At 63.9% G+C, this 17,695-nt stretch carries 13 protein-coding genes and 1 pseudogene; 8 read left to right on the plus strand and 6 right to left on the minus strand.

From position 1 onward, the window contains the following. Positions 1 to 602: 602 nt before the first annotated feature. Complete coding sequence (locus AC56QQ_RS24305) at positions 603 to 971, plus strand: VanZ family protein (RefSeq protein ID WP_497123665.1); 369 nt, start codon at positions 603 to 605, stop codon at positions 969 to 971. A gap of 52 nt (positions 972 to 1,023) precedes the next feature. Here AC56QQ_RS24305 and smc read toward each other — a convergent pair. From smc to AC56QQ_RS24320, 3 genes and pseudogenes are all read right to left on the minus strand, one after another. Next, positions 1,024 to 4,481, minus strand: a pseudogene (smc, locus tag AC56QQ_RS24310) (chromosome segregation protein SMC). A gap of 114 nt (positions 4,482 to 4,595) precedes the next feature. Beyond that, on the minus strand, positions 4,596 to 5,339 hold the full coding sequence (locus AC56QQ_RS24315; protein ID WP_497123666.1) for a DsbA family protein: 744 nt from the start codon (positions 5,337 to 5,339) through the stop codon (positions 4,596 to 4,598). A gap of 142 nt (positions 5,340 to 5,481) precedes the next feature. Then, a complete protein-coding gene (locus tag AC56QQ_RS24320) occupies positions 5,482 to 5,982 on the minus strand; it encodes a DUF721 domain-containing protein (RefSeq protein ID WP_489860430.1) in 501 nt (166 codons plus the stop codon). Between the two features lie 54 nt (positions 5,983 to 6,036). On the opposite strand from AC56QQ_RS24320, the gene mutY reads away from it, so the two are divergent. Both mutY and AC56QQ_RS24330 read left to right on the plus strand, forming a co-directional pair. Beyond that, positions 6,037 to 7,242, plus strand: a complete 1,206-nt coding sequence (gene mutY / locus AC56QQ_RS24325; RefSeq protein WP_497123667.1) for an A/G-specific adenine glycosylase — start codon at positions 6,037 to 6,039, stop codon at positions 7,240 to 7,242. Then, entirely contained in the window at positions 7,235 to 7,846 is a 612-nt protein-coding gene (locus AC56QQ_RS24330) for an HAD family hydrolase (protein WP_497123668.1), read from the plus strand. The genes mutY and AC56QQ_RS24330 overlap by 8 nt, the downstream gene beginning before the upstream one ends. Before the next feature lie 69 nt (positions 7,847 to 7,915). Here the strand turns inward: AC56QQ_RS24330 and AC56QQ_RS24335 are convergent, their stop codons facing one another. Further along, entirely contained in the window at positions 7,916 to 9,049 is a 1,134-nt protein-coding gene (locus tag AC56QQ_RS24335; RefSeq protein ID WP_497123669.1) for a site-specific DNA-methyltransferase, read from the minus strand. Positions 9,050 to 9,212: 163 nt separating this feature from the next. Between AC56QQ_RS24335 and AC56QQ_RS24340 the strand changes: the two genes are divergently transcribed. Beyond that, positions 9,213 to 9,902, plus strand: coding sequence for an HAD family hydrolase (locus tag AC56QQ_RS24340; RefSeq protein WP_497123670.1), 690 nt, complete (start codon positions 9,213 to 9,215; stop codon positions 9,900 to 9,902). Between the two features lie 41 nt (positions 9,903 to 9,943). Here AC56QQ_RS24340 and AC56QQ_RS24345 read toward each other — a convergent pair whose 3' ends face one another. Continuing rightward, the gene (locus AC56QQ_RS24345; protein WP_489860425.1) at positions 9,944 to 10,669 is read right to left on the minus strand and encodes a hypothetical protein; all 726 of its coding nucleotides are present in this window, start codon (positions 10,667 to 10,669) and stop codon (positions 9,944 to 9,946) included. Between the two features lie 129 nt (positions 10,670 to 10,798). On the opposite strand from AC56QQ_RS24345, the gene thrC reads away from it, so the two are divergent. Genes thrC through AC56QQ_RS24365 form a run of 4 tightly spaced genes read left to right on the plus strand, consistent with a single transcriptional unit; the run spans position 10,799 to position 17,005 of the window. After that, entirely contained in the window at positions 10,799 to 12,196 is a 1,398-nt protein-coding gene (gene thrC, locus AC56QQ_RS24350; RefSeq protein ID WP_497123671.1) for a threonine synthase, read from the plus strand. Positions 12,197 to 12,210: 14 nt separating this feature from the next. After that, positions 12,211 to 13,503, plus strand: a complete 1,293-nt coding sequence (locus AC56QQ_RS24355) for a M16 family metallopeptidase (RefSeq protein ID WP_497123672.1) — start codon at positions 12,211 to 12,213, stop codon at positions 13,501 to 13,503. 14 nt (positions 13,504 to 13,517) lie between these two features. Then, positions 13,518 to 14,114: a GNAT family N-acetyltransferase gene (locus AC56QQ_RS24360; RefSeq protein ID WP_497123673.1), complete on the plus strand. Its 597-nt coding sequence runs from the start codon at positions 13,518 to 13,520 to the stop codon at positions 14,112 to 14,114. Between the two features lie 2 nt (positions 14,115 to 14,116). Continuing rightward, on the plus strand, positions 14,117 to 17,005 hold the full coding sequence (locus AC56QQ_RS24365; protein ID WP_489860421.1) for an EAL domain-containing protein: 2,889 nt from the start codon (positions 14,117 to 14,119) through the stop codon (positions 17,003 to 17,005). Positions 17,006 to 17,025: 20 nt separating this feature from the next. Here AC56QQ_RS24365 and AC56QQ_RS24370 read toward each other — a convergent pair whose 3' ends face one another. Then, a complete protein-coding gene (locus AC56QQ_RS24370; RefSeq protein ID WP_256749819.1) occupies positions 17,026 to 17,634 on the minus strand; it encodes a YqgE/AlgH family protein in 609 nt (202 codons plus the stop codon). Between the last annotated feature and the right edge of the window lie 61 nt (positions 17,635 to 17,695).

A 17,695-nucleotide genomic window follows, 5' to 3' on the forward strand; every position in this document is an offset into this window, starting at 1 on the left:
CACTACGCGAAAGCGTGCGGGAAATATTGCATAACAATTTCAGTTACTTGACCAAGTCACCGATGACTCGGTGCCAGAGAAAAATGGCCGAGCACAACCCTGACGGTTTGACGCTTGTCGTAGACCTGTGAAGAGGACCAGTCCTCACTCTTTAAATTATAGCAGAATCGGAATCCGAACGACAGAAAAGGAGGAAATATTTCCTATTTTCCTGGGTATGTCTTTTGACATAGCGTTTTGACTTGGTTTGAGCTTTTCAATGGAACCGAAGTGGCCCTTCGCGAGTTGATGGCCGACCTGAGAATCCCAAGCCTTAGGTTGTCAAAGAGCCCGCCTTCCTCCCCCTCCCCGGAACGCGGGCTTTTTCGCGTCGGCTTTCCGCCCGAGGTCGTCCAGGATTGATTGCCTGCTCGCGGCAGCTGCCTGCCAGTTGATGCTGGCGGTCGTCTCGCAGGGATCCGTTGCTATTCAAAACATCCGATGCAATCGTGGCGTGACGGCACCGCCCTGCCCCATCGGGTATTCCCGCGAAGGCCCGGTCCGGATCGTCGAGCCGGCTTTGGCTTTCTCGGCGCTCAGGCACAGATTGTTGTTGGAGCAGAATGAGATCTTATTCAGCCGCCGGACGGACCGCCTTTGCCGTCACGCTCATTGTCGTTCTTGTGCTTGCGCTGTTGCCAGTACCCCGTCTCGAGGAATTCGGCATCGACGTCGGTTTCCACTACGACAAGCTGAACCATGCCAGCGCATTCGCCGTCCTGACATTCCTCGGAAGTATCGGCTGGCCCGAGCGCAAGGCAAGGCTGATCGTCTTCCTTGCCCTGGTTGGAGCCGCGATCGAAATTCTCCAGGGCACGACGCTGATAGAGCGTGATCTTGACGTGTTTGACTGGGTTGCCGATTGCGTCGGCATGGCGTTCGGTCTCGCGGCCGCGATGTGCGCAAACTGGATTTTGCGACGCGGAGACTGAAAGTGGCCAATCGCCGCAGGATCATTCCAGCGATCCAGGCAGCCCGGATGGTTCAGCTAGCCTCGCGCATCGCCTCGGCGGCCTGCAGATCGACCGACACGAGCTGGCTGACGCCCTGCTCGGCCATGGTCACGCCGAACAGCCGGTTCATGCGCGCCATGGTGATCGGGTTGTGGGTGATGATGACGAAGCGCGTCTCTGTGGTGTTGGCCATCTCGTCCATGAGATTGCAGAAGCGCTCGACATTGTGGTCGTCGAGCGGGGCGTCGACTTCGTCGAGCACGCAGATCGGCGCCGGATTGGTCAGGAACACGGCGAAGATCAGCGACATCGCCGTCAACGCCTGCTCGCCGCCAGACAGCAGCGTCATGGTCTGCGGCTTCTTGCCGGGCGGGCGGGCGAGGATCTCGAGCCCGGCCTCGAGCGGATCATCGGACTCGATCAGCTGCAATTCCGCCGTGCCCCCGCCGAACAGATGCGAGAACAGCCGCTGGAAATGGCTGTTGACCACATCGAAGGCGGCTAGAAGCCGCTCGCGGCCTTCACGATTGAGGCTCTGGATTGCCTGCCGCAGCTTGCGGATCGCTTCGATGATGTCCTCGCGCTCGGAGACGATGGTCTCAAGCCGATCGGACAGTTCCTTCTGCTCTTCCTCGGCGCGCAGATTGACCGCGCCAAGCCGCTCGCGCTCGATCTTCAGCCGATCGAGCTGACGCTCGATCTCGGCCATTTCCGGCATCGGGCTGTCGGCTTCAAGGCCGGTGTGGCGGATGACCAGATGCGGCGGCGTGTTCAGCGTTTCCTGGATGCGCGCCTCGACCTCCAGCCGGCGTTCGTCGGCCGCGGTCAGCCGCTCTTCGGCGCGAACGCGCGTCTCGCGCGCCTCGGCCAGCGACTGGATGGCGCCGGTGGCCGCCTTGTCCAATTCGGATTGCCTGTTCTCCGCCTCCTGCAAACGGTCTGCGGCCGCCCTGCGCAAGGTCTCCGCCTCGGTGAGCTGCGACAGCAACGCGCGCCGTTTGGCGTCGATTTCGTCTGGTGCATCGGCCAGTCGCTCGCGCTCGGCCTCGGCCTCGGCCTTGCGTTCACCTAGCGAAGCGATCTGCGTCGAGGCATTTTCGGCGCGCTCCAGCCAGTTGCTGCGCTCGGCGCCAATGGCCTCGAGCCGGCGTATGCGCGCCTCGGCCTCGCGCCGCAAACCCTCGTGCACGGCGCGCGCATCGGCAAGCGTGGCGCGGTCGCGCGCGACATTGGCCGAGGACTGTTCGAGCTGCAATTGCAGGTCGCCCAGATCGGGAGCGCTCTGCAAGAGCATCTCGGCCTCGACGAAAGCCGCCGATGTCTCCTCATGGCTGTCGACGATGCGGGCCCGTGCCTCGTCCAATGCGGCGCGCCGGCTCGACAATTCGCCGCCGGCCTTTTCGGCCTCGGCCAGCGCATTGCGGGCTGCGTCCAGCCGATGCTGGGCGTCACGTCCGGCCTGGCGCGCATTGCGCTCGGCCTCGCTTGCCAGGCGAAGCGTCTGTTCGGCCTGTGCCAGCGCCTCCTCGGCCTGACGCAGGACAAGCGTCGCCTGCACGGCTTCGGCATCGAGTTCGGCCAGCCGGTTCTTCTGCGCCAGCCGTTGCGCGGCGGCGGTCGGCGCGTCGGCACTCGCGGTGAAGCCATCCCAGCGCCAGAGCGCGCCCTCACGGCTGACCAGCCGCTGGCCGTGCGCAAGAAGCGCCTGCAGCCGGCGGCCATCACTGTCCGCAACGATACCGATCTGCGCCAGCCGGCGGGCGAGCTGCGCCGGCGCGTGAACCACACTGGCAAGGCTCGTGACGCCCTCGGGTAAAGCCGCATCGCCGGGCTGGATCTGGCTTTCGCCCCAATGCACCGGCGCGCTGCGGTCGAGCGGCACGTCAAGGTCTTCGCCAAGGGCGGCGCCCAGCGCCGTCTCGAAGCCGCGCTCGACGCTGATCTGTTCCAACACGGCCGGGAAGAGGTCGCCGCTGGCGGCGTTGAGGATCTTGGCCAGCGTGCGTGCTTCCGTCTCGATCCGCGCCAGCTCCGCCCTGGCGTCCTGGAGTGGCGGCCGGGCAGCGCTTTCGGTGGCGCGGGCATCGATGACCAACTGTTCGGCCTCCGATACCGCGGCCTCGGATTCTTCCAGCAGCGCGATAGCCTGTTCGACCAGGAGCTGTTTCTCGGCCGGATCCGGCAGTCCGGCCACCTTCGACAGGATGTCCGACAGCTCCCGATCAACCTCGGCGAGCTGGCGCGCGAAGCGGTCGCGGCGCTCGGCGGTGTCGCGCAGCGTCCGTTCGATCTGGTTGCGCGAAGCCGCGGCCTCGGCCCGCTCGGCGGTCAGCGCGGCGAGCCGGCTTCGCTTGCGACAAGCGTCGATGCCGCCTGTTCGAACGCGGCCCGGGTGCTGGCCTCGCGCTCGGCGGCACCGGCATTTTCGGAATTGAGCGCGGCTTCCTCCGTGCGAAGGCGCTCGATAATATCCGCGTTGTCGCGGACCATGCGCTCCTCGCGCGCAATATCGCCGTCGAGTTGCTGCAGCCGGCGCTCGAGTTCCGCCTGGCGGGCACGAATGCGGCCGGCTTCCTCCTCGATCTGCGACCTGGCTATCGACAGGCGCTGGAAGGCAGCGGCGGCGGCGGCTTCCGCGTCCCGCAGGTCAGGCAAGCGGTGAGCACCGATGCCTTGCTCCTTGGCCGCATTCATCTGAGCGGCGGCGCGATCGCCGACCAGCGCCGTGGCAACCGCCAGCGCCGAGCGTGCTTCGGCTTCCTGCGTCTTGGCCAGCGTCCAGCGCAGATGCAGCAGCGTCGCTTCGGCCTTGCGGATATCGGCAGACAGGTTCTTGAAGCGGGATGCCTGGCGCGCCTGGCGCTTGAGGCTTTCGATCTGGCTTTCCAGTTCGCCGACGACGTCGTCCAGGCGTTCCAGATTCTGTTCGGCCGCCTTCAGCCGCAGTTCTGCTTCGTGACGACGGGTGTGCAGCCCGGAAATGCCGGCCGCCTCTTCGAGCAGCGCGCGGCGCGCCTGCGGCTTTGCCTGGATCAGTTCGCCGATGCGGCCCTGGCCGACCATCGACGGCGAGCGCGCGCCGGTCGACTGGTCGGCGAACAGAAGCTGCACATCCTTGGCGCGCGCTTCCTTGCCGTTGATGCGGTAGAGCGACCCCGCCTCGCGCTCGATGCGGCGTGACACCTGCAATTCGTCGGCATCGTTGAAGGCGGCGGGCGCCGAGCGGTCGCTGTTGTCGAGGAAAAGCGTGACTTCGGCGGTGTTGCGTGCCGGGCGCGTGCCGGAACCGGAAAAGATGACATCGTCCATGCCGGACGCGCGCATGTTCTTGTAGGAGCTTTCGCCCATCACCCAGCGTAGCGCCTCGACCAGGTTCGACTTGCCGCAGCCGTTCGGCCCGACAATACCCGTCAGGCCGCGTTCGATGACGAACTCGCCGGGCTCGACGAAGGATTTGAAACCGAGGAGGCGAAGGCGTGAAAACTTCATTCACGCCGCCCTATAGGGGGATTCCGCAAAAATGTTGCACGGTTTTGCGAATGTCCGCGGCACAACAAGAGGCCGCGCATGCTGAGGCGCTGCCGCTTCGGCGCTGCCCGGGCGTCAGAGCAGAGGGTCGATGATGGCCGACATTTCCTCAATCGACATCGCCCCTTTGTAGGTCTTACCGTTGATGAAGAAGGTCGGCGTTGAGTCGACCTTGAATTCATTGGCGCCGCGCTTCTGGACCGATCTCACATCGTCCAGAAGTTTCTGGTCCGTCAAGCAGGCCTCGAAGGACTCCTGTGTAAAACCGGCGAGCTTCGAGATTTGCAGCAGCGCATCCTTGGTGTTGGCGACGCCAACCCAGTTCGCCTGCTGCCTGAACAGGACATCCACCATTGGGAAATAGTTATCCTTGGCGCAACGCGCCAGCATGAAACCGGCCTCGGCGCTCGGATCGAACGGGAATTCGCGCAGGATGTAGCGGGCCTTGCCGGTGTCGATGTACTTCGTCTTCAGATCCGGAAAGGTGGTCTCGGCGAAATGCGCGCAGTGCGGGCAGGTCATCGAGGCGTATTCGACGATGGTGACCTTGGCGTCGTCCTTGCCAAGCTGCTTGTCGGGCAGCGCACCCGGCTTCAGCAATTCCGCCATGTCCACCGTGCCCTGTGCTTCCGGCGCGGTAGCCGCGGCCGGCGTGGCCGGCTTCGCGGGCACGGCCGGGTCGGCGGGCTTCACGTCCGCGGCCTTGGCTTGCTCGCCGGAATCGCTGCAAGCCGCGAGCAGGGCCAACGCCGGAATGGCGGCCAGCGAAGACAGAACGTTTCTGCGAGACAAGCTTGCGCCAAACGGGGGACGGTTCATACGAATCACCTGACAAGGGTTGGATTTTGCAATGCAAAAGCACGAAAAGGCGAGAGTTGGCGCGAATTAAGGCATCCCTGTCCCCAATCCAATCGCGAAACCTGACAAGGGCGATCACGAATGCGCGAGATTGGCGACAAATCTATGTCTTCCTTTCCCCAATAATGGTCGCGCCAAGTTTTTCCAACGAGGCGCGCAGTCCATCATCGTCGATCAGGCCGACAGTGCCCGACAATTTCGTCTTCTCGGCAGCGGTCAGCGGCCTCAAGGTCGGTTTAGGCCGTCCTTTGTCCGCTGTCACCGGCTTCTGCAGGATCCTGATCCGGCTGATGGCGGTGAAGCCGAGAAAGGCGTTGACCCGGTTGATGATCTCGCCGGTCTCGTGCTGCAGGTGGAGTGCGGCCATGCCCTCGCAGGCGATGACCAGCACCGCCGGCTCGAACGGATCGTCTTCATGCATGCGGCGCGGCCACTGGATTTTCTCGGGACGAGAGCGGCTGGCGAGGCGCGGACCGGCGATCTCTTCCCATGACTGGACGAGGCCAATTGAAATGCCGGCCCGCTTGCGCAGCACCGGATCGAGGATTTCGGTTGCAAGATCGCTCACCGGGACGGGATTGCCGTAGGGCTTTCTCCCTGCCATGTACGTCCTCCAGCCACGACCTTCATCAGCATCGCCAAGGCCAATTCCCGATCAATGGCACCAGCAGACCAGACCCGCAAGACCGCATCCAGAGATAGCAGCACGGCTGCATCTGGAGATAGCAGCGCTGCTGCATCTGGAGATAGCAACACGGCTGCATCTGGAAGCGGCGATGACATCGCATCCCGCCTGCTCGGCTGGTACGACGTCCATCACCGCGAGCTGCCGTGGCGTATCACGCCGCGCGAACATGCGCGCGGCGTGCGGCCCGACCCCTACCGTATCTGGCTGTCCGAGGTCATGCTGCAGCAGACCACGGTCGAAGCGGTGAAGACTTATTTCCGGGCATTCGTCGAGAAATGGCCTGACGTCGAGGCGCTGGCCGCGGCGCCGACCGAGGATGTGATGAAGGCCTGGGCCGGGCTTGGCTATTACTCCCGAGCCCGTAATCTCAAGGCGTGTGCCGATCTGGTGGCCGAGCGCGGCGGCCGGTTTCCCGACACCGAGGCTGGCCTGAGAGACCTGCCCGGCATTGGCGCCTATACGTCGGCGGCCATCACGGCGATCGCCTTCGACCAGCCCGCCGCCGTCGTCGACGGCAATGTCGAACGCGTCATCTCCCGGCTGTTTTCCATCACCACGCCGCTGAGCGAAGCCAAGGCCGAGATACGCGCCCATGTCGAGCGCATGGTGCCGGGTGCGAGGCCGGGCGACTTCGCCCAGGCGATGATGGATCTGGGGGCGACGATCTGCACGCCGCGCCGGCCACGCTGCATGCTGTGCCCGCTACGCGAAGACTGCAGCGCCACTGTGTCAGGCGATCCCGAGCACTTCCCCGTACGCCTGCCGAAGGCCGACAAGCCGTTGCGGCGCGGCGCCGCCTTCGTCGCCGTGCGCGGCGACGGCGCCATCCTTCTGCGCAAACGGCCGGAAAGAGGTTTGCTTGGCGGCATGACCGAGGTGCCGACGACCGACTGGACGGCGCGGATCGACGGCGCGACCACCGAGGCGGCGGCGCCTTTCCCCGCCAACTGGCGGCCTGCCGGCCAGATTGCCCATGTCTTCACCCATTTCGCGCTTGAGCTCGACGTCTTTCGTGCCGAGGTGAACGGCGCCGCGCCGGCGGGGCATTTCTGGTCGCTGGCCCATGAAATTTCCGGCGAGGCACTGCCCACTGTCATGAAAAAGGCAATCGAGGCTGCGATACCCGGCGCGACGAAAAAACCGTCACCACACAGTGCAAAGAGGCCCCATGACTGAAGTCCGCCACATCGTTTTCGACATCGGCAGAGTGCTGATCCACTACGATCCCAACATTCCGTTCAGCCGGCTGATTCCCGATGAGAAGGAGCGGAAATGGTTCTTCGACAATGTCTGCACGCATGACTGGAACATCGAGCAGGACCGTGGCCGGACCTGGCAAGAGGCTGAGTCGCTGCTGATCGCCGAGCATCCCGATCACGCGGAAAACATTCGCAATTTCCGCCGCTACTGGCACGACATGGTGCCGCATGCCTATGACGACAGCGTCGCCATCATGGTCGGCCTGATCGAGAGCGGTCACGACGTGACCATGCTGACCAACTTCGCCACCGACACGTTGGCCGAGGCGCGCAAGCGCTTCGATTTTCTGGAGCGGCCGCGCGGCGTCACCATCTCCGGCGAGATCGGCATGATCAAGCCGGATCGCGGCATCTATGATCATCACGTCGCCACGTTCGGCCTCGAGCCGTCGGCCACGTTGTTCATCGACGACAGCCAGAAGAATGTCGACGGCGCGAAGGCCGCCGGCTGGCAATCGGTGCTGTTCACCGATGCGACGACGCTTCAAGCGGACCTTCAGCGCCTCGGAATCAAAGCGTGATTTGAATCGCTTGCAGCGATCCATTGAGAATTTGAATCAACGCAAATTAGCACAGCAAGCGGCAGGGGCTCAGGCCCCTGCCCGCTCCATCCCCAGTCGCGCGATGCGGCGAAGCTCGTCGATCGGGGTCAGGCCGCCGCTGCGCTCATAGTGCCAGAAGGTCCAGCCGTTGCAGGCGTCCAGTCCCTGCACTTCGGCGCCGATCTTGTGGATCGAACCTGCGCTGTCGCCGATCGCCACCGTGCCGTCGGCGCGCACCTTGGCCGCCCAGCGCTTCTTGGCATCGTAAAGCGTCGCGCCGGGCGTCATCAGTCCGGTGTCGATGAGGCTGACGAAGGCAACGCGCGGCTCGGCGCGCTTGCCGGTCAGCACGGTCAGATCAGCGTCGTCCAGCGGCCGCACCGCGTCGATGCGCTCATTGGCGGCGTCGATATAGGCCTGCTCACGCTCGATGCCGACGAAATGGCGGCCGAGGCGCTTGGCCACCGCGCCGGTGGTGCCGGAGCCGAAGAAGGGATCGAGCACGATGTCGCCCGGTTTGGTCGACGCCATCATGATGCGGGCGAGCAGCGCTTCCGGCTTCTGCGTCGGATGCAGCTTGTCGCCATTGTCGTTCTTCAGCCGCTCGCCGCCGGTGCAGATCGGAAACAGCCAGTCTGAGCGCATCTGGATGTCGTCATTCGAGGCCTTCATGGCTTCGTAGTTGAAGGTATAACCCTTGCCCTTCTGGTCGCGCGAGGCCCAGATCATCGTCTCATGGGCGTTCTGGAAACGGCGGCCACGGAAGTTCGGCATCGGATTGGTCTTGCGCCAGACCACGTCGTTGAGGATCCAGAACCCCAGATCCTGCATCTTGGCGCCGACCCGGAAAATGTTGTGATAGGAGCCGATGACCCAGATGGTGCCGTTGGGCTTCAGCACCCGACGTGCCGCCAGCAGCCAGGCGCGGGTGAAAGCGTCGTATGCCTCGAAGCTTTCGAACTGGTCCCAGTCGTCGTCGACGGCATCGACCTTGGACTGGTCGGGGCGGTGCAGATCGCCGTCGAGTTGCAGATTGTAAGGCGGATCGGCGAAGATGACGTCGATCGACTTTTCCGGCAGCCGGTCGAGCGCGGCGACGCAGTCGCCCTTCAGGATCGTATCCAGCCATTCGGATTGCTGGGCAGCGTGGGAAAGCTCGTCGAGAAGACGCACGGCAGACATTCTGACACCCAAGGCACGCGTTACTGTTTTACTCTCTGTTATGGTTACCGATCAGCGTAAATATTCGGTGAAGACCGCCGAGTTTGCGAAGGCCGACCTGTTGGTGTATGCCGCGCCGCCTGAGGCCGTCCGAGGCCCTGCTCCTCCCACTGTCCGGATCACCATGCCCCAGCCAGACCTTGTCATCTTCGATTGCGACGGCGTTCTCGTCGATTCCGAAATCATCGCCGCGCGTGTCGAGGCCGAGCTGCTGACCTTGGCCGGGTATGAAATTTCGGCCGAGGAAATCGCCGAAACCTATGCCGGCCTGACCTTCAAGGACATCATGATGCGGGTTGAGGAGAAGTCCAGCATCCCGTTCCAGGCCTCGCTCATCGACCGCGCCGAGGATCTGGTCGACCGCAAGTTGCGCAGCGACGTCCGTGCCATCGATGGCGCGCGCGAGGCGGTCGCCGCGGTAACGGCGCCGCGCTGCGTCTGCTCGAATTCACGCGCCGAGCGGATCGAGTTCATGCTGGAGAAAGTGCACCTGCTGCCGTTCTTCGCCGGTCACATCTTCTCGGCGCTGGAGATACCGAGCAAGAAAACCAAGCCCGCTCCGGACGTGTTCCTGTTCGCGGCGGAGAAACTCAACGCGAATCCGGCGAACACCTTTGTCATCGAGGACTCCGTGCACGGCGTCCACGGTGCCAGGACAGCCGGCATGCGCGTGATCGGCTTCACTGGTGCCGGGCACAGCTATCCCGGCCATGCCGACGCGCTGACCGAAGCCGGCGCCGAAACGGTGATCCGCCGCTGGGCGGAGCTGAAAAGCGTGATCGCGGCGCTGTCGGAGTGGTCGGCGGATGCTTGAAAATGTGCGTCCGTCCGGACGCAGGTTGGGCCGGCAACCTCTTAATTTGTCGCCACTTTCTTCCTGTGGGTCTTCTTCGGCTTGTCGGTCGTCGCCTTGGGTGCGGTCTCATCGTAGCCGGCATAGGCCTGATAATCCTGCGCCGCCGGCTCCGGCACGACGACATTGGAATCGGTGAAGACGAACTGTGTGGCGACCGAAGGGTCGGTCACCTGGACTTGATACTGGTGAAGCTGCGAGTAAAGCACTTCGGTGCCGTGCATCACCGCGGTGCGGATCGGCATGGTGATGGTGCCGGGCGAGAACTTCGGCCCCGGAACGATCCTGCCGGCGACTGCTATCTTCATCGTCAGTTGCCCGTTGGCGCGGCTGCAGTCGCGGGTCACGTCGCTGATCGAGGCCTGATAAATGATCCTCGCCGAATCGTCGGGCGGAGTAGCAGCGGCGGCGTCGGCCGCAGCCTGGGCCGCGGCATCCTGCGCGGGGTCACCGGTCTTCTTGAGCTTGGGCTTGGCCTTCTGGACGTCCTTGCCGTAGGTGTTGAAGAAGGCCGTACCGTCGCGCACCGTCACTCGCGGACAGTAGGCTTGCAACTGGCTGGCCAACACCTTGGGATCCTGGGGCGGCGGTGGCGCCGTCGGGTCCTTCTTGCCAATGCCGAGGTTCAGGATGCCATTGTCGCCCGATTGGCAGCCGGCGGCGGCGAGCATAAAGCCGGTGAGCGCAAGACCCGCCAAAAAGCGACCACTGAATGTACGAAACGCCATGAAACTGCACTTCCCTCTCGCAAAGCTGGTGACGTATATCAACCGCGCGGCAAAAATGCGACTGAGCCAGCGCAGAAATTAACCACCTTGTGGTGAACGGAAAAGCCGAGCGGCAATGGATTGGTGAAGATGCAATATGTGAGTACCCGCGGGGAAGCGCCCGTGCTTGGATTTTCCGACGCCGTGCTGGCTGGCCTGGCGCGCGACGGCGGGCTCTATGTCCCGCGTGAATGGCCGCGGTTCTCCGCCGCCGAAATCCGCGCCATGCGCGGCCTTGCCTATCCCGACCTTGCCATCCGCGTGCTGTCGCCGTTTCTTGGCGACGAAATCCCGGCGCCCGTCTTCGAACGCCTGGTGCGCGAAGCCTATGCCACTTTCCGCCACGAAGCCGTCTGCCCGCTGGTGCAGACCGGCCCCAACACCTTCATCCTGGAACTCTTCCACGGCCCGACACTCGCCTTCAAGGACGTGGCAATGCAGTTGCTTGCCCGGCTAATGGACCACGTGCTTGCCGAGCGCGACCAGCACGCCACCATCGTCGGCGCCACGTCAGGCGATACCGGCGGGGCGGCTATCGATGCCTTTGCCGGGCGCAGCCGCACCGACATCTTCATCCTTTTCCCACACGGCCGCGTCTCGCCGGTGCAGCAGCGGCAGATGACGACATCGACGGCCGAAAACGTCCATGCGCTGGCGATCGAAGGCAATTTCGACGATTGCCGGGGCCTGCTCAAGGACATGTTCAACGATCACGGCTTTCGCGACCGGGTTGCGCTGTCCGGGGTCAATTCGATCAACTGGGCCCGCATCATGGCCCAGATCGTCTACTATTTCTCGTCGGCGCTGTCGCTCGGCGCGCCGGACAGGCCGGTGTCCTTCACCGTGCCGACCGGCAATTTCGGCGACATCTTCGCCGGCTACGCCGCCAAGAAGATGGGCCTGCCGATCGAACGGCTGGTGATCGCCACCAATGACAACGACATCCTGGCGCGCACCTTCGCGACCGGCGAATACCGCACCAAGGGCGTGTTTGCGACTACGTCGCCGTCGATGGATATCCAGGTGTCGTCGAACTTCGAGCGTTTGCTGTTCGAGGCATCTGGCCGGAACGCCGCGACCGTGCGGCGCTACATGGCCGGGCTCAAACAGTCCGGCGCCTTCACCATCGAAGCGGCGGAAATCGCCAGGATGCGGTCCGAATTCGACGCCGGCCGCGCTGATATGGACGAGGTTGCCGCCACGATCCGCTCGACGCTTGCGGGCAGCAACTATTTGCTCGATCCGCATACCGCGGCAGCCGTGCATGTGGCGGCGGGCAAGGCGGCCGGCGCCGTGCCGATGGTGGTGCTGGGCACCGCCCATCCGGCGAAATTTCCGGCCGCCGTCGAAGCCGCCAGTGGCGTGTCGCCCGCACTGCCCGCATGGCTAGGTGGGTTGATGACCGCGCACGAAAAATACACGGTACTTCCATCCGACCTGAAAATGGTGGAAGATTACGTCGGCCGCCGCGCGCGAGCGGCGCGTTAGGGAGTGCAAGCCATATGGGTGTTGAGGTAAGCCGTCTGTCGAACGGCCTGACAGTCGCCACCGAAACCCTTCAAAGCATCGAATCGGTTGCCCTTGGTGCCTGGGTCAAGTCCGGTGCCCGCAATGAGCGTGACGAAGAGCATGGCATGGCCCATCTGCTCGAGCACATGGCGTTCAAGGGGACGAAGCGGCGAAGCGCCTTCGAAATCGCCTCGGAAATCGAGGATGTCGGCGGCGAGATCAATGCGGCCACCAGTGTCGAGACCACCTCCTATTATGCGCGGGTGCTTTCCGACGACGTACCGCTGGCGGTCGACATCCTTGCCGACATCCTGCAGGAATCCGAGTTCGACCCGCAGGAACTCGAACGCGAGCAGCATGTGATCCTGCAGGAGATCGGCGCCGCGCACGACACGCCCGACGACATCGTCTTCGACCGTTTCACCGAGACGGCCTTTCGCCATCAGACGATCGGCCGGTCGATCCTGGGCACGCCCGAAACCGTCAAGTCCTTCACCTCGAAGCAGCTGCACGATTTCATCGAACGGCAATATGGCGCCGAACGCATGGTGATCGTCGCCGCCGGCGACATCAAGCACGACAATTTCGTGCGCGAGGTCGAAAAGCACCTCGGAGGCTTCCGCAGCAAGGCCGACAGCACCATCCCGCAGTATGCGCAATATGTCGGCGGCGACTTCCGCGAGGATCGCGACCTGATGGACGCGCAGATCGTGCTGGGCTTTGAGGGCCGCGCCTATCACGTGCGCGACTTCTATGCCTCGCAGGTGCTGTCGATGATCCTCGGCGGCGGCATGTCGTCGCGTCTTTTCCAGGAAGTCCGCGAGAAACGCGGCCTGTGCTATTCGGTTTATGCCTTCCACTGGGGCTTTTCCGACACCGGCGTCTTCGGCGTCCATGCCGCGACTGGCCAGAGCGACATCGCCGAACTGGTGCCTGTCATCATCGACGAATTGCAGAAGGCCGGCGAGAACATCCTGCAGGAGGAGCTCGACCGGGCTCGCGCCCAGTATCGCGCCGGGCTGATCATGTCCGCCGAAAGCCCGGCCAGCCGCGCCTCGCAGATCGCCCGGCAGCTGCTTCTGTTCGGCCGGCCGATCGGCAAGGAGGAACTGATGGAGCGGCTGTCGGCGCTGACGATCGAACGGCTGACCGATCTGTCGTCGCGGCTGTTCTCGACCAAGCCGACGCTTACCGCGGTCGGGCCTGTGGGCACGCTGGCACCATACGAGACGATCCTCGATCCGCTTGCGGGAACGCAGACCACGGCCCGCAAGCTCGCCGTCTAAGTCCCCCAAGCGTCGTGTTCGCACTCCCTTTCTTTCGCCGTGACCTGCCGGCACTGAAGGGCGACCGCGTCGCGCTGCGCGTGCCGTACACGAATGACTACCGCGAATGGTCGGTGCTGCGCGGCGAGAGCCGCGCCTTCCTGGAGCCATGGGAGCCGCGCTGGACCCCCGATGAACTCGACCGCACGGCATGGCGGCTGCGCATCAGCCGGTACCGCGAAGACTATGCCCAGGGAACCGCGATCGCCTTCTTCATCTTCGAGAAGAGCAGCGGCAAGCTGGCGGGCGGCATAACGCTCGGCAACATACGCCACGGCGTTTCGCAAAGCGGTCATGTCGGCTACTGGATCGGCGAGCGCTTTGGCGGCCGTGGCCTGATGACCGACGCGGTCAAGGTCGTGGCGCGCTTCGCCTTCGATACGCTGCGGTTGCACCGGATCGAAGCGGCCTGTATTCCCGACAACGCCCGATCGATCCGCGTGCTTGAAAAAGCCGGATTCCGGCGCGAAGGACTTCTGCGATCTTATCTTCGGATCAACGGCATCTGGCAGGACCACTACCTCTACGCCCGGATCGCGGACGATCCGCCGGGCGCTGGAACGAAGGACTGATTTTGACGAATTTCCTGCGAAACGGGCCGCTGTTCGCCTTTGTCCTCGCGACAATCCTGGCGTTGTGCGCGGCATCGTCGGCTTTCGCCGTCGAGCCGATCAAGATTGCCCGCGACGACGTCGCGCTCGACCTGTCGGGCGCCGTCGAGATCTACCGGAACCAGGGCGAGAATTTCCAGGTATCGACCGCTCCCGGACCGGATGGCATCGTGCGGCGCATCGAGGTCGAGGCCAATGACGCCCGCTCGACCGGCGACTGGGCGGTGTTCGCGCTTGCCAACACCACCGACCAGCAGCTCGACAGGCTGATCGTCGCGCCGCATTTCCGCCTGGTGAATTCCGGCATCTTCTGGCCGGATCTCGGCTCGACCCGCATCGCCGCCATCACGCCGAGCGAAGGCTTCGCGCTTGATCGCCAGACCAGCCCCGACGCCGACGTGTTCCGGGTGACGCTGAACCCCGGCACGGTGATCACCTTCATCGCCGAACTGGCCTCGCCGAAGCTGCCGCAGGTCTATCTGTGGGATCCGGAATCCTACAAGGACTCGGTCAATTCCTACACGCTGTTCCGTGGCATCGTCATCGGCATCGCAGGCCTGCTGGCGCTATTCCTGACTATCCTTTTCGTGGTCAAGGGGACGTCGATGTTCCCAGCGACCGCGGCGCTTGCCTGGGCGGTGCTCGCCTATATCTGCGTCGATTTCGGCTTCCTCAACAAGATCATAGAGATTTCGCCTGGCAATGAGCAGATGTGGCGAGCGGGAACGGAGGTGGCGCTGGCGGGAACCTTCGTGGTGTTCCTGTTCGCCTATCTCAACCTCAACCGCTGGCACGGCCATTTCAGCTATGGAGCGCTGGTCTGGATCCTCGGCCTGGTGCTGATCGCGGGTGTGGCCATCGTCGATCCGGCGGTCGCCGCCGGCATCGCCCGCATCTCGTTTGCCGCCACCGCGCTGACCGGGCTCGGCCTGATCATCTTCCTCGGCATACGCGGCTATGATCGCGCCATCATGCTGGTGCCCAGTTGGGTCATGGTGCTGCTGTGGCTATGCGGATCGTGGATGGCGATCACCGGCATGCTCGACAACGATATCGCCCAGCCGGCGCTTGGCGGCGGCCTGATCCTTATCATCCTCTTGATCGGCTTCACCGTCATGCAGCATGCCTTTGCCGGCGGCGCGCTGCATCAAGGCCTGTTCTCCGATCTCGAACGACAGGCGCTGGCCGTCGCCGGATCGGGCGACACGGTGTGGGACTGGGACGTGCTGCGCGACCGCGTCGTCACCAAACCCGATGTCAGCATCCAGCTTGGCCTGGCGCCCAACAGCCTGGGGGGCGCCGCGCGCAACTGGCTGCCGGTGCTGCATGCCGATGACCGCGATACTTTCCGCACGACGCTCGACGTGGTGCTGGAACATCGGCGCGGCCGGGTGTCGCAGAACTTCCGCCTGCGCGGCGCCGACGGCCACTATCACTGGTTTTCGCTGCGCGCGCGGCCGGTCATCGGATCCGACGGCGAGGTCATCCGCTGCGTCGGCACCATGGTCGACGTCACCGAGCAGAAGAAGTCCGAGGAACGGCTGCTGCACGACGCCGTGCACGACAACCTGACCGGCCTGCCGAACCGCGAACTCCTGATGAACCGGCTGGAAGCGATCATCTCGATCGCGCGCACCGAGGAGAAAGTGCGCCCCACCGTCTTCGTCATCGACATCGACCGTTTCAAGCAGGTCAATGACGGGCTCGGCATCTCGGCCGGCGACACCATCCTGCTGACCATTGCGCGTCGCCTGCACCGGCTGCTCAAACCGAAGGATTCGCTGTCGCGCTTTGCCGGCGACCAGTTCGCGCTGATGCTGCTTTCCGAACAGGACCCGGCCCGCATCGCTGCTGTCGCCGACGCCATCAAGCATGCCATCAACAACCCGATCACCTTCGCCAAGCGCGAGATCGTGCTGACCGCGTCGATCGGCTTGATCACCTGGAACTCGCCGCAGATGTCGGCGGAAGACATGGTCAAGGATGCCGAGCTCGCCATGCATCAGGCCAAGCGCTTCGGCGGCGACAGGATCGAGCCGTTCCGGCCGGCCTTCCGCACCGTCGGCACCGATCGGCTGCAGTTCGAATCCGACCTGCGGCGCGCCATCGAACGACGCGAATTCACGCTTGCCTACCAGCCGATCGTGCGGCTGGAGGATGGCAGCGTCGCCGGCTTCGAAGCCTTGCTGCGCTGGGATCATCCGCGCCGCGGCATGATCCCGCCGGCCGATTTCATCCCGGTCGCCGAAAGCTGCGGGCTCATCGTGCAGCTCGGCTTGTTCGCCATGCAGCAGGCGGCCGAGGACCTTGCCGGATGGCAAAAGCAGATCGGCGACGCGCCGCTGTCGGTTTCGGTCAACCTGTCGAGCCGCCAGCTCATCCGCCGCGACCTGGTCAGCGACGTCCGTTCCGTCATCGCGCGGGCCAATCTGAAGCCGCGCTGCTTCCGGCTCGAACTCACTGAATCGCTGGTGATGGACAATCCCGAGCAGACCGCCCATGTGCTGACCAAGCTGAAGCAGCTCGGCATCGGCCTGTCGCTGGACGATTTCGGCACCGGCTATTCCTCACTGGCCTATCTGACCCGCTTCCCCTTCGACACCATCAAGATCGACAAGAGCTTCGTCGACGACAACACGCCCAAACGCGCGGTGTTGCTCAAATCCATGGTCAACATGGCGCATGAGCTTGGCCTGTCGGTGGTCGCCGAGGGCATTTCGGACGAAAGCGACGCGCTGGAGCTGCGCCAGATGGGTTGTGAATATGTGCAGAGCTTCATGTTCGGCGCGCCGATGCCGGGCGACCAGGTGCTGAAGACGCTCAAGGAGCAGTATCCCCTGACGCAAGCCTGAGATCAAAGGCTTGCCTGGGTTCAGGCGTGCCCGGCGGCGAGGCTGAGATGGGCCAGATCGATGCCGATCGAGGCAAGTATCCGGTCGTATTTGCGCTCGATGTCGGTGTCGAACAGAAGCTCGGCGTTGGCCGGGCAGGTCAGCCAGCCATTTTCGGCGATCTCGGTCTCCAGCTGGCCGGCGCCCCAGCCCGAATAGCCGAGCGCCATCAGCGCGTGACGGGGGCCACGGCCAGACGATATGGCACGCAATATATCGACCGTGGCGGTCAGGCAGATGTCGTCCGAAACGGTCAGCGACGATTCCACCCGATAGTCGCCCGAATGCAGGACGAAGCCCCGGCTGCGGTCGACGGGCCCACCATTGCGCACGACGAAATCGCGAGCCTGCGCCGGCAGGCGGATCGCCTCCTGCTCGTTCATGATGCCCAGTTGCACGAGCAGGTCCGGAAACAGCATCTGCTGTGTCTGGTTGATGATCAGGCCCATGGCGCCTTCATCGCTGTGCGCGCAGATATAGATGACCGAGCGCGTGAAACGGTCGTCCTTCATGCCAGGCATGGCAATCAGGAACTGGTCATCGAGAAAGCCGCGGCTGGCGGCTGTCTTCTTGTGGCGCAGCAAGTCCATGGCGAGAGGGTAACGCGTTTCCAAAGCGCCGAAAAGATGCGCCGTGCGGGATTCGACCAAA

This window comes from Mesorhizobium sp. RCAM 05099 (assembly GCF_059683685.1).

Excerpts from the sequence above, each read along its gene's own strand:
- AC56QQ_RS24355 (WP_497123672.1), top strand. The coding sequence starts at position 12,211 with ATGGGTGTTGAGGTAAGCCGTCTGTCGAACGGCCTGACAGTCGCCACC.
- AC56QQ_RS24370 (WP_256749819.1), bottom strand. The coding sequence starts at position 17,634 with ATGGACTTGCTGCGCCACAAGAAGACAGCCGCCAGCCGCGGCTTTCTC.
- AC56QQ_RS24345 (WP_489860425.1), bottom strand. The coding sequence starts at position 10,669 with ATGGCGTTTCGTACATTCAGTGGTCGCTTTTTGGCGGGTCTTGCGCTC.
- AC56QQ_RS24305 (WP_497123665.1), top strand. The coding sequence starts at position 603 with ATGAGATCTTATTCAGCCGCCGGACGGACCGCCTTTGCCGTCACGCTC.
- thrC (WP_497123671.1), top strand. The coding sequence starts at position 10,799 with ATGCAATATGTGAGTACCCGCGGGGAAGCGCCCGTGCTTGGATTTTCC.
- AC56QQ_RS24315 (WP_497123666.1), bottom strand. The coding sequence starts at position 5,339 with ATGAACCGTCCCCCGTTTGGCGCAAGCTTGTCTCGCAGAAACGTTCTG.
- AC56QQ_RS24330 (WP_497123668.1), top strand. The coding sequence starts at position 7,235 with ATGACTGAAGTCCGCCACATCGTTTTCGACATCGGCAGAGTGCTGATC.
- AC56QQ_RS24340 (WP_497123670.1), top strand. The coding sequence starts at position 9,213 with ATGCCCCAGCCAGACCTTGTCATCTTCGATTGCGACGGCGTTCTCGTC.
- AC56QQ_RS24320 (WP_489860430.1), bottom strand. The coding sequence starts at position 5,982 with ATGGCAGGGAGAAAGCCCTACGGCAATCCCGTCCCGGTGAGCGATCTT.
- AC56QQ_RS24335 (WP_497123669.1), bottom strand. The coding sequence starts at position 9,049 with ATGTCTGCCGTGCGTCTTCTCGACGAGCTTTCCCACGCTGCCCAGCAA.
- mutY (WP_497123667.1), top strand. The coding sequence starts at position 6,037 with ATGGCACCAGCAGACCAGACCCGCAAGACCGCATCCAGAGATAGCAGC.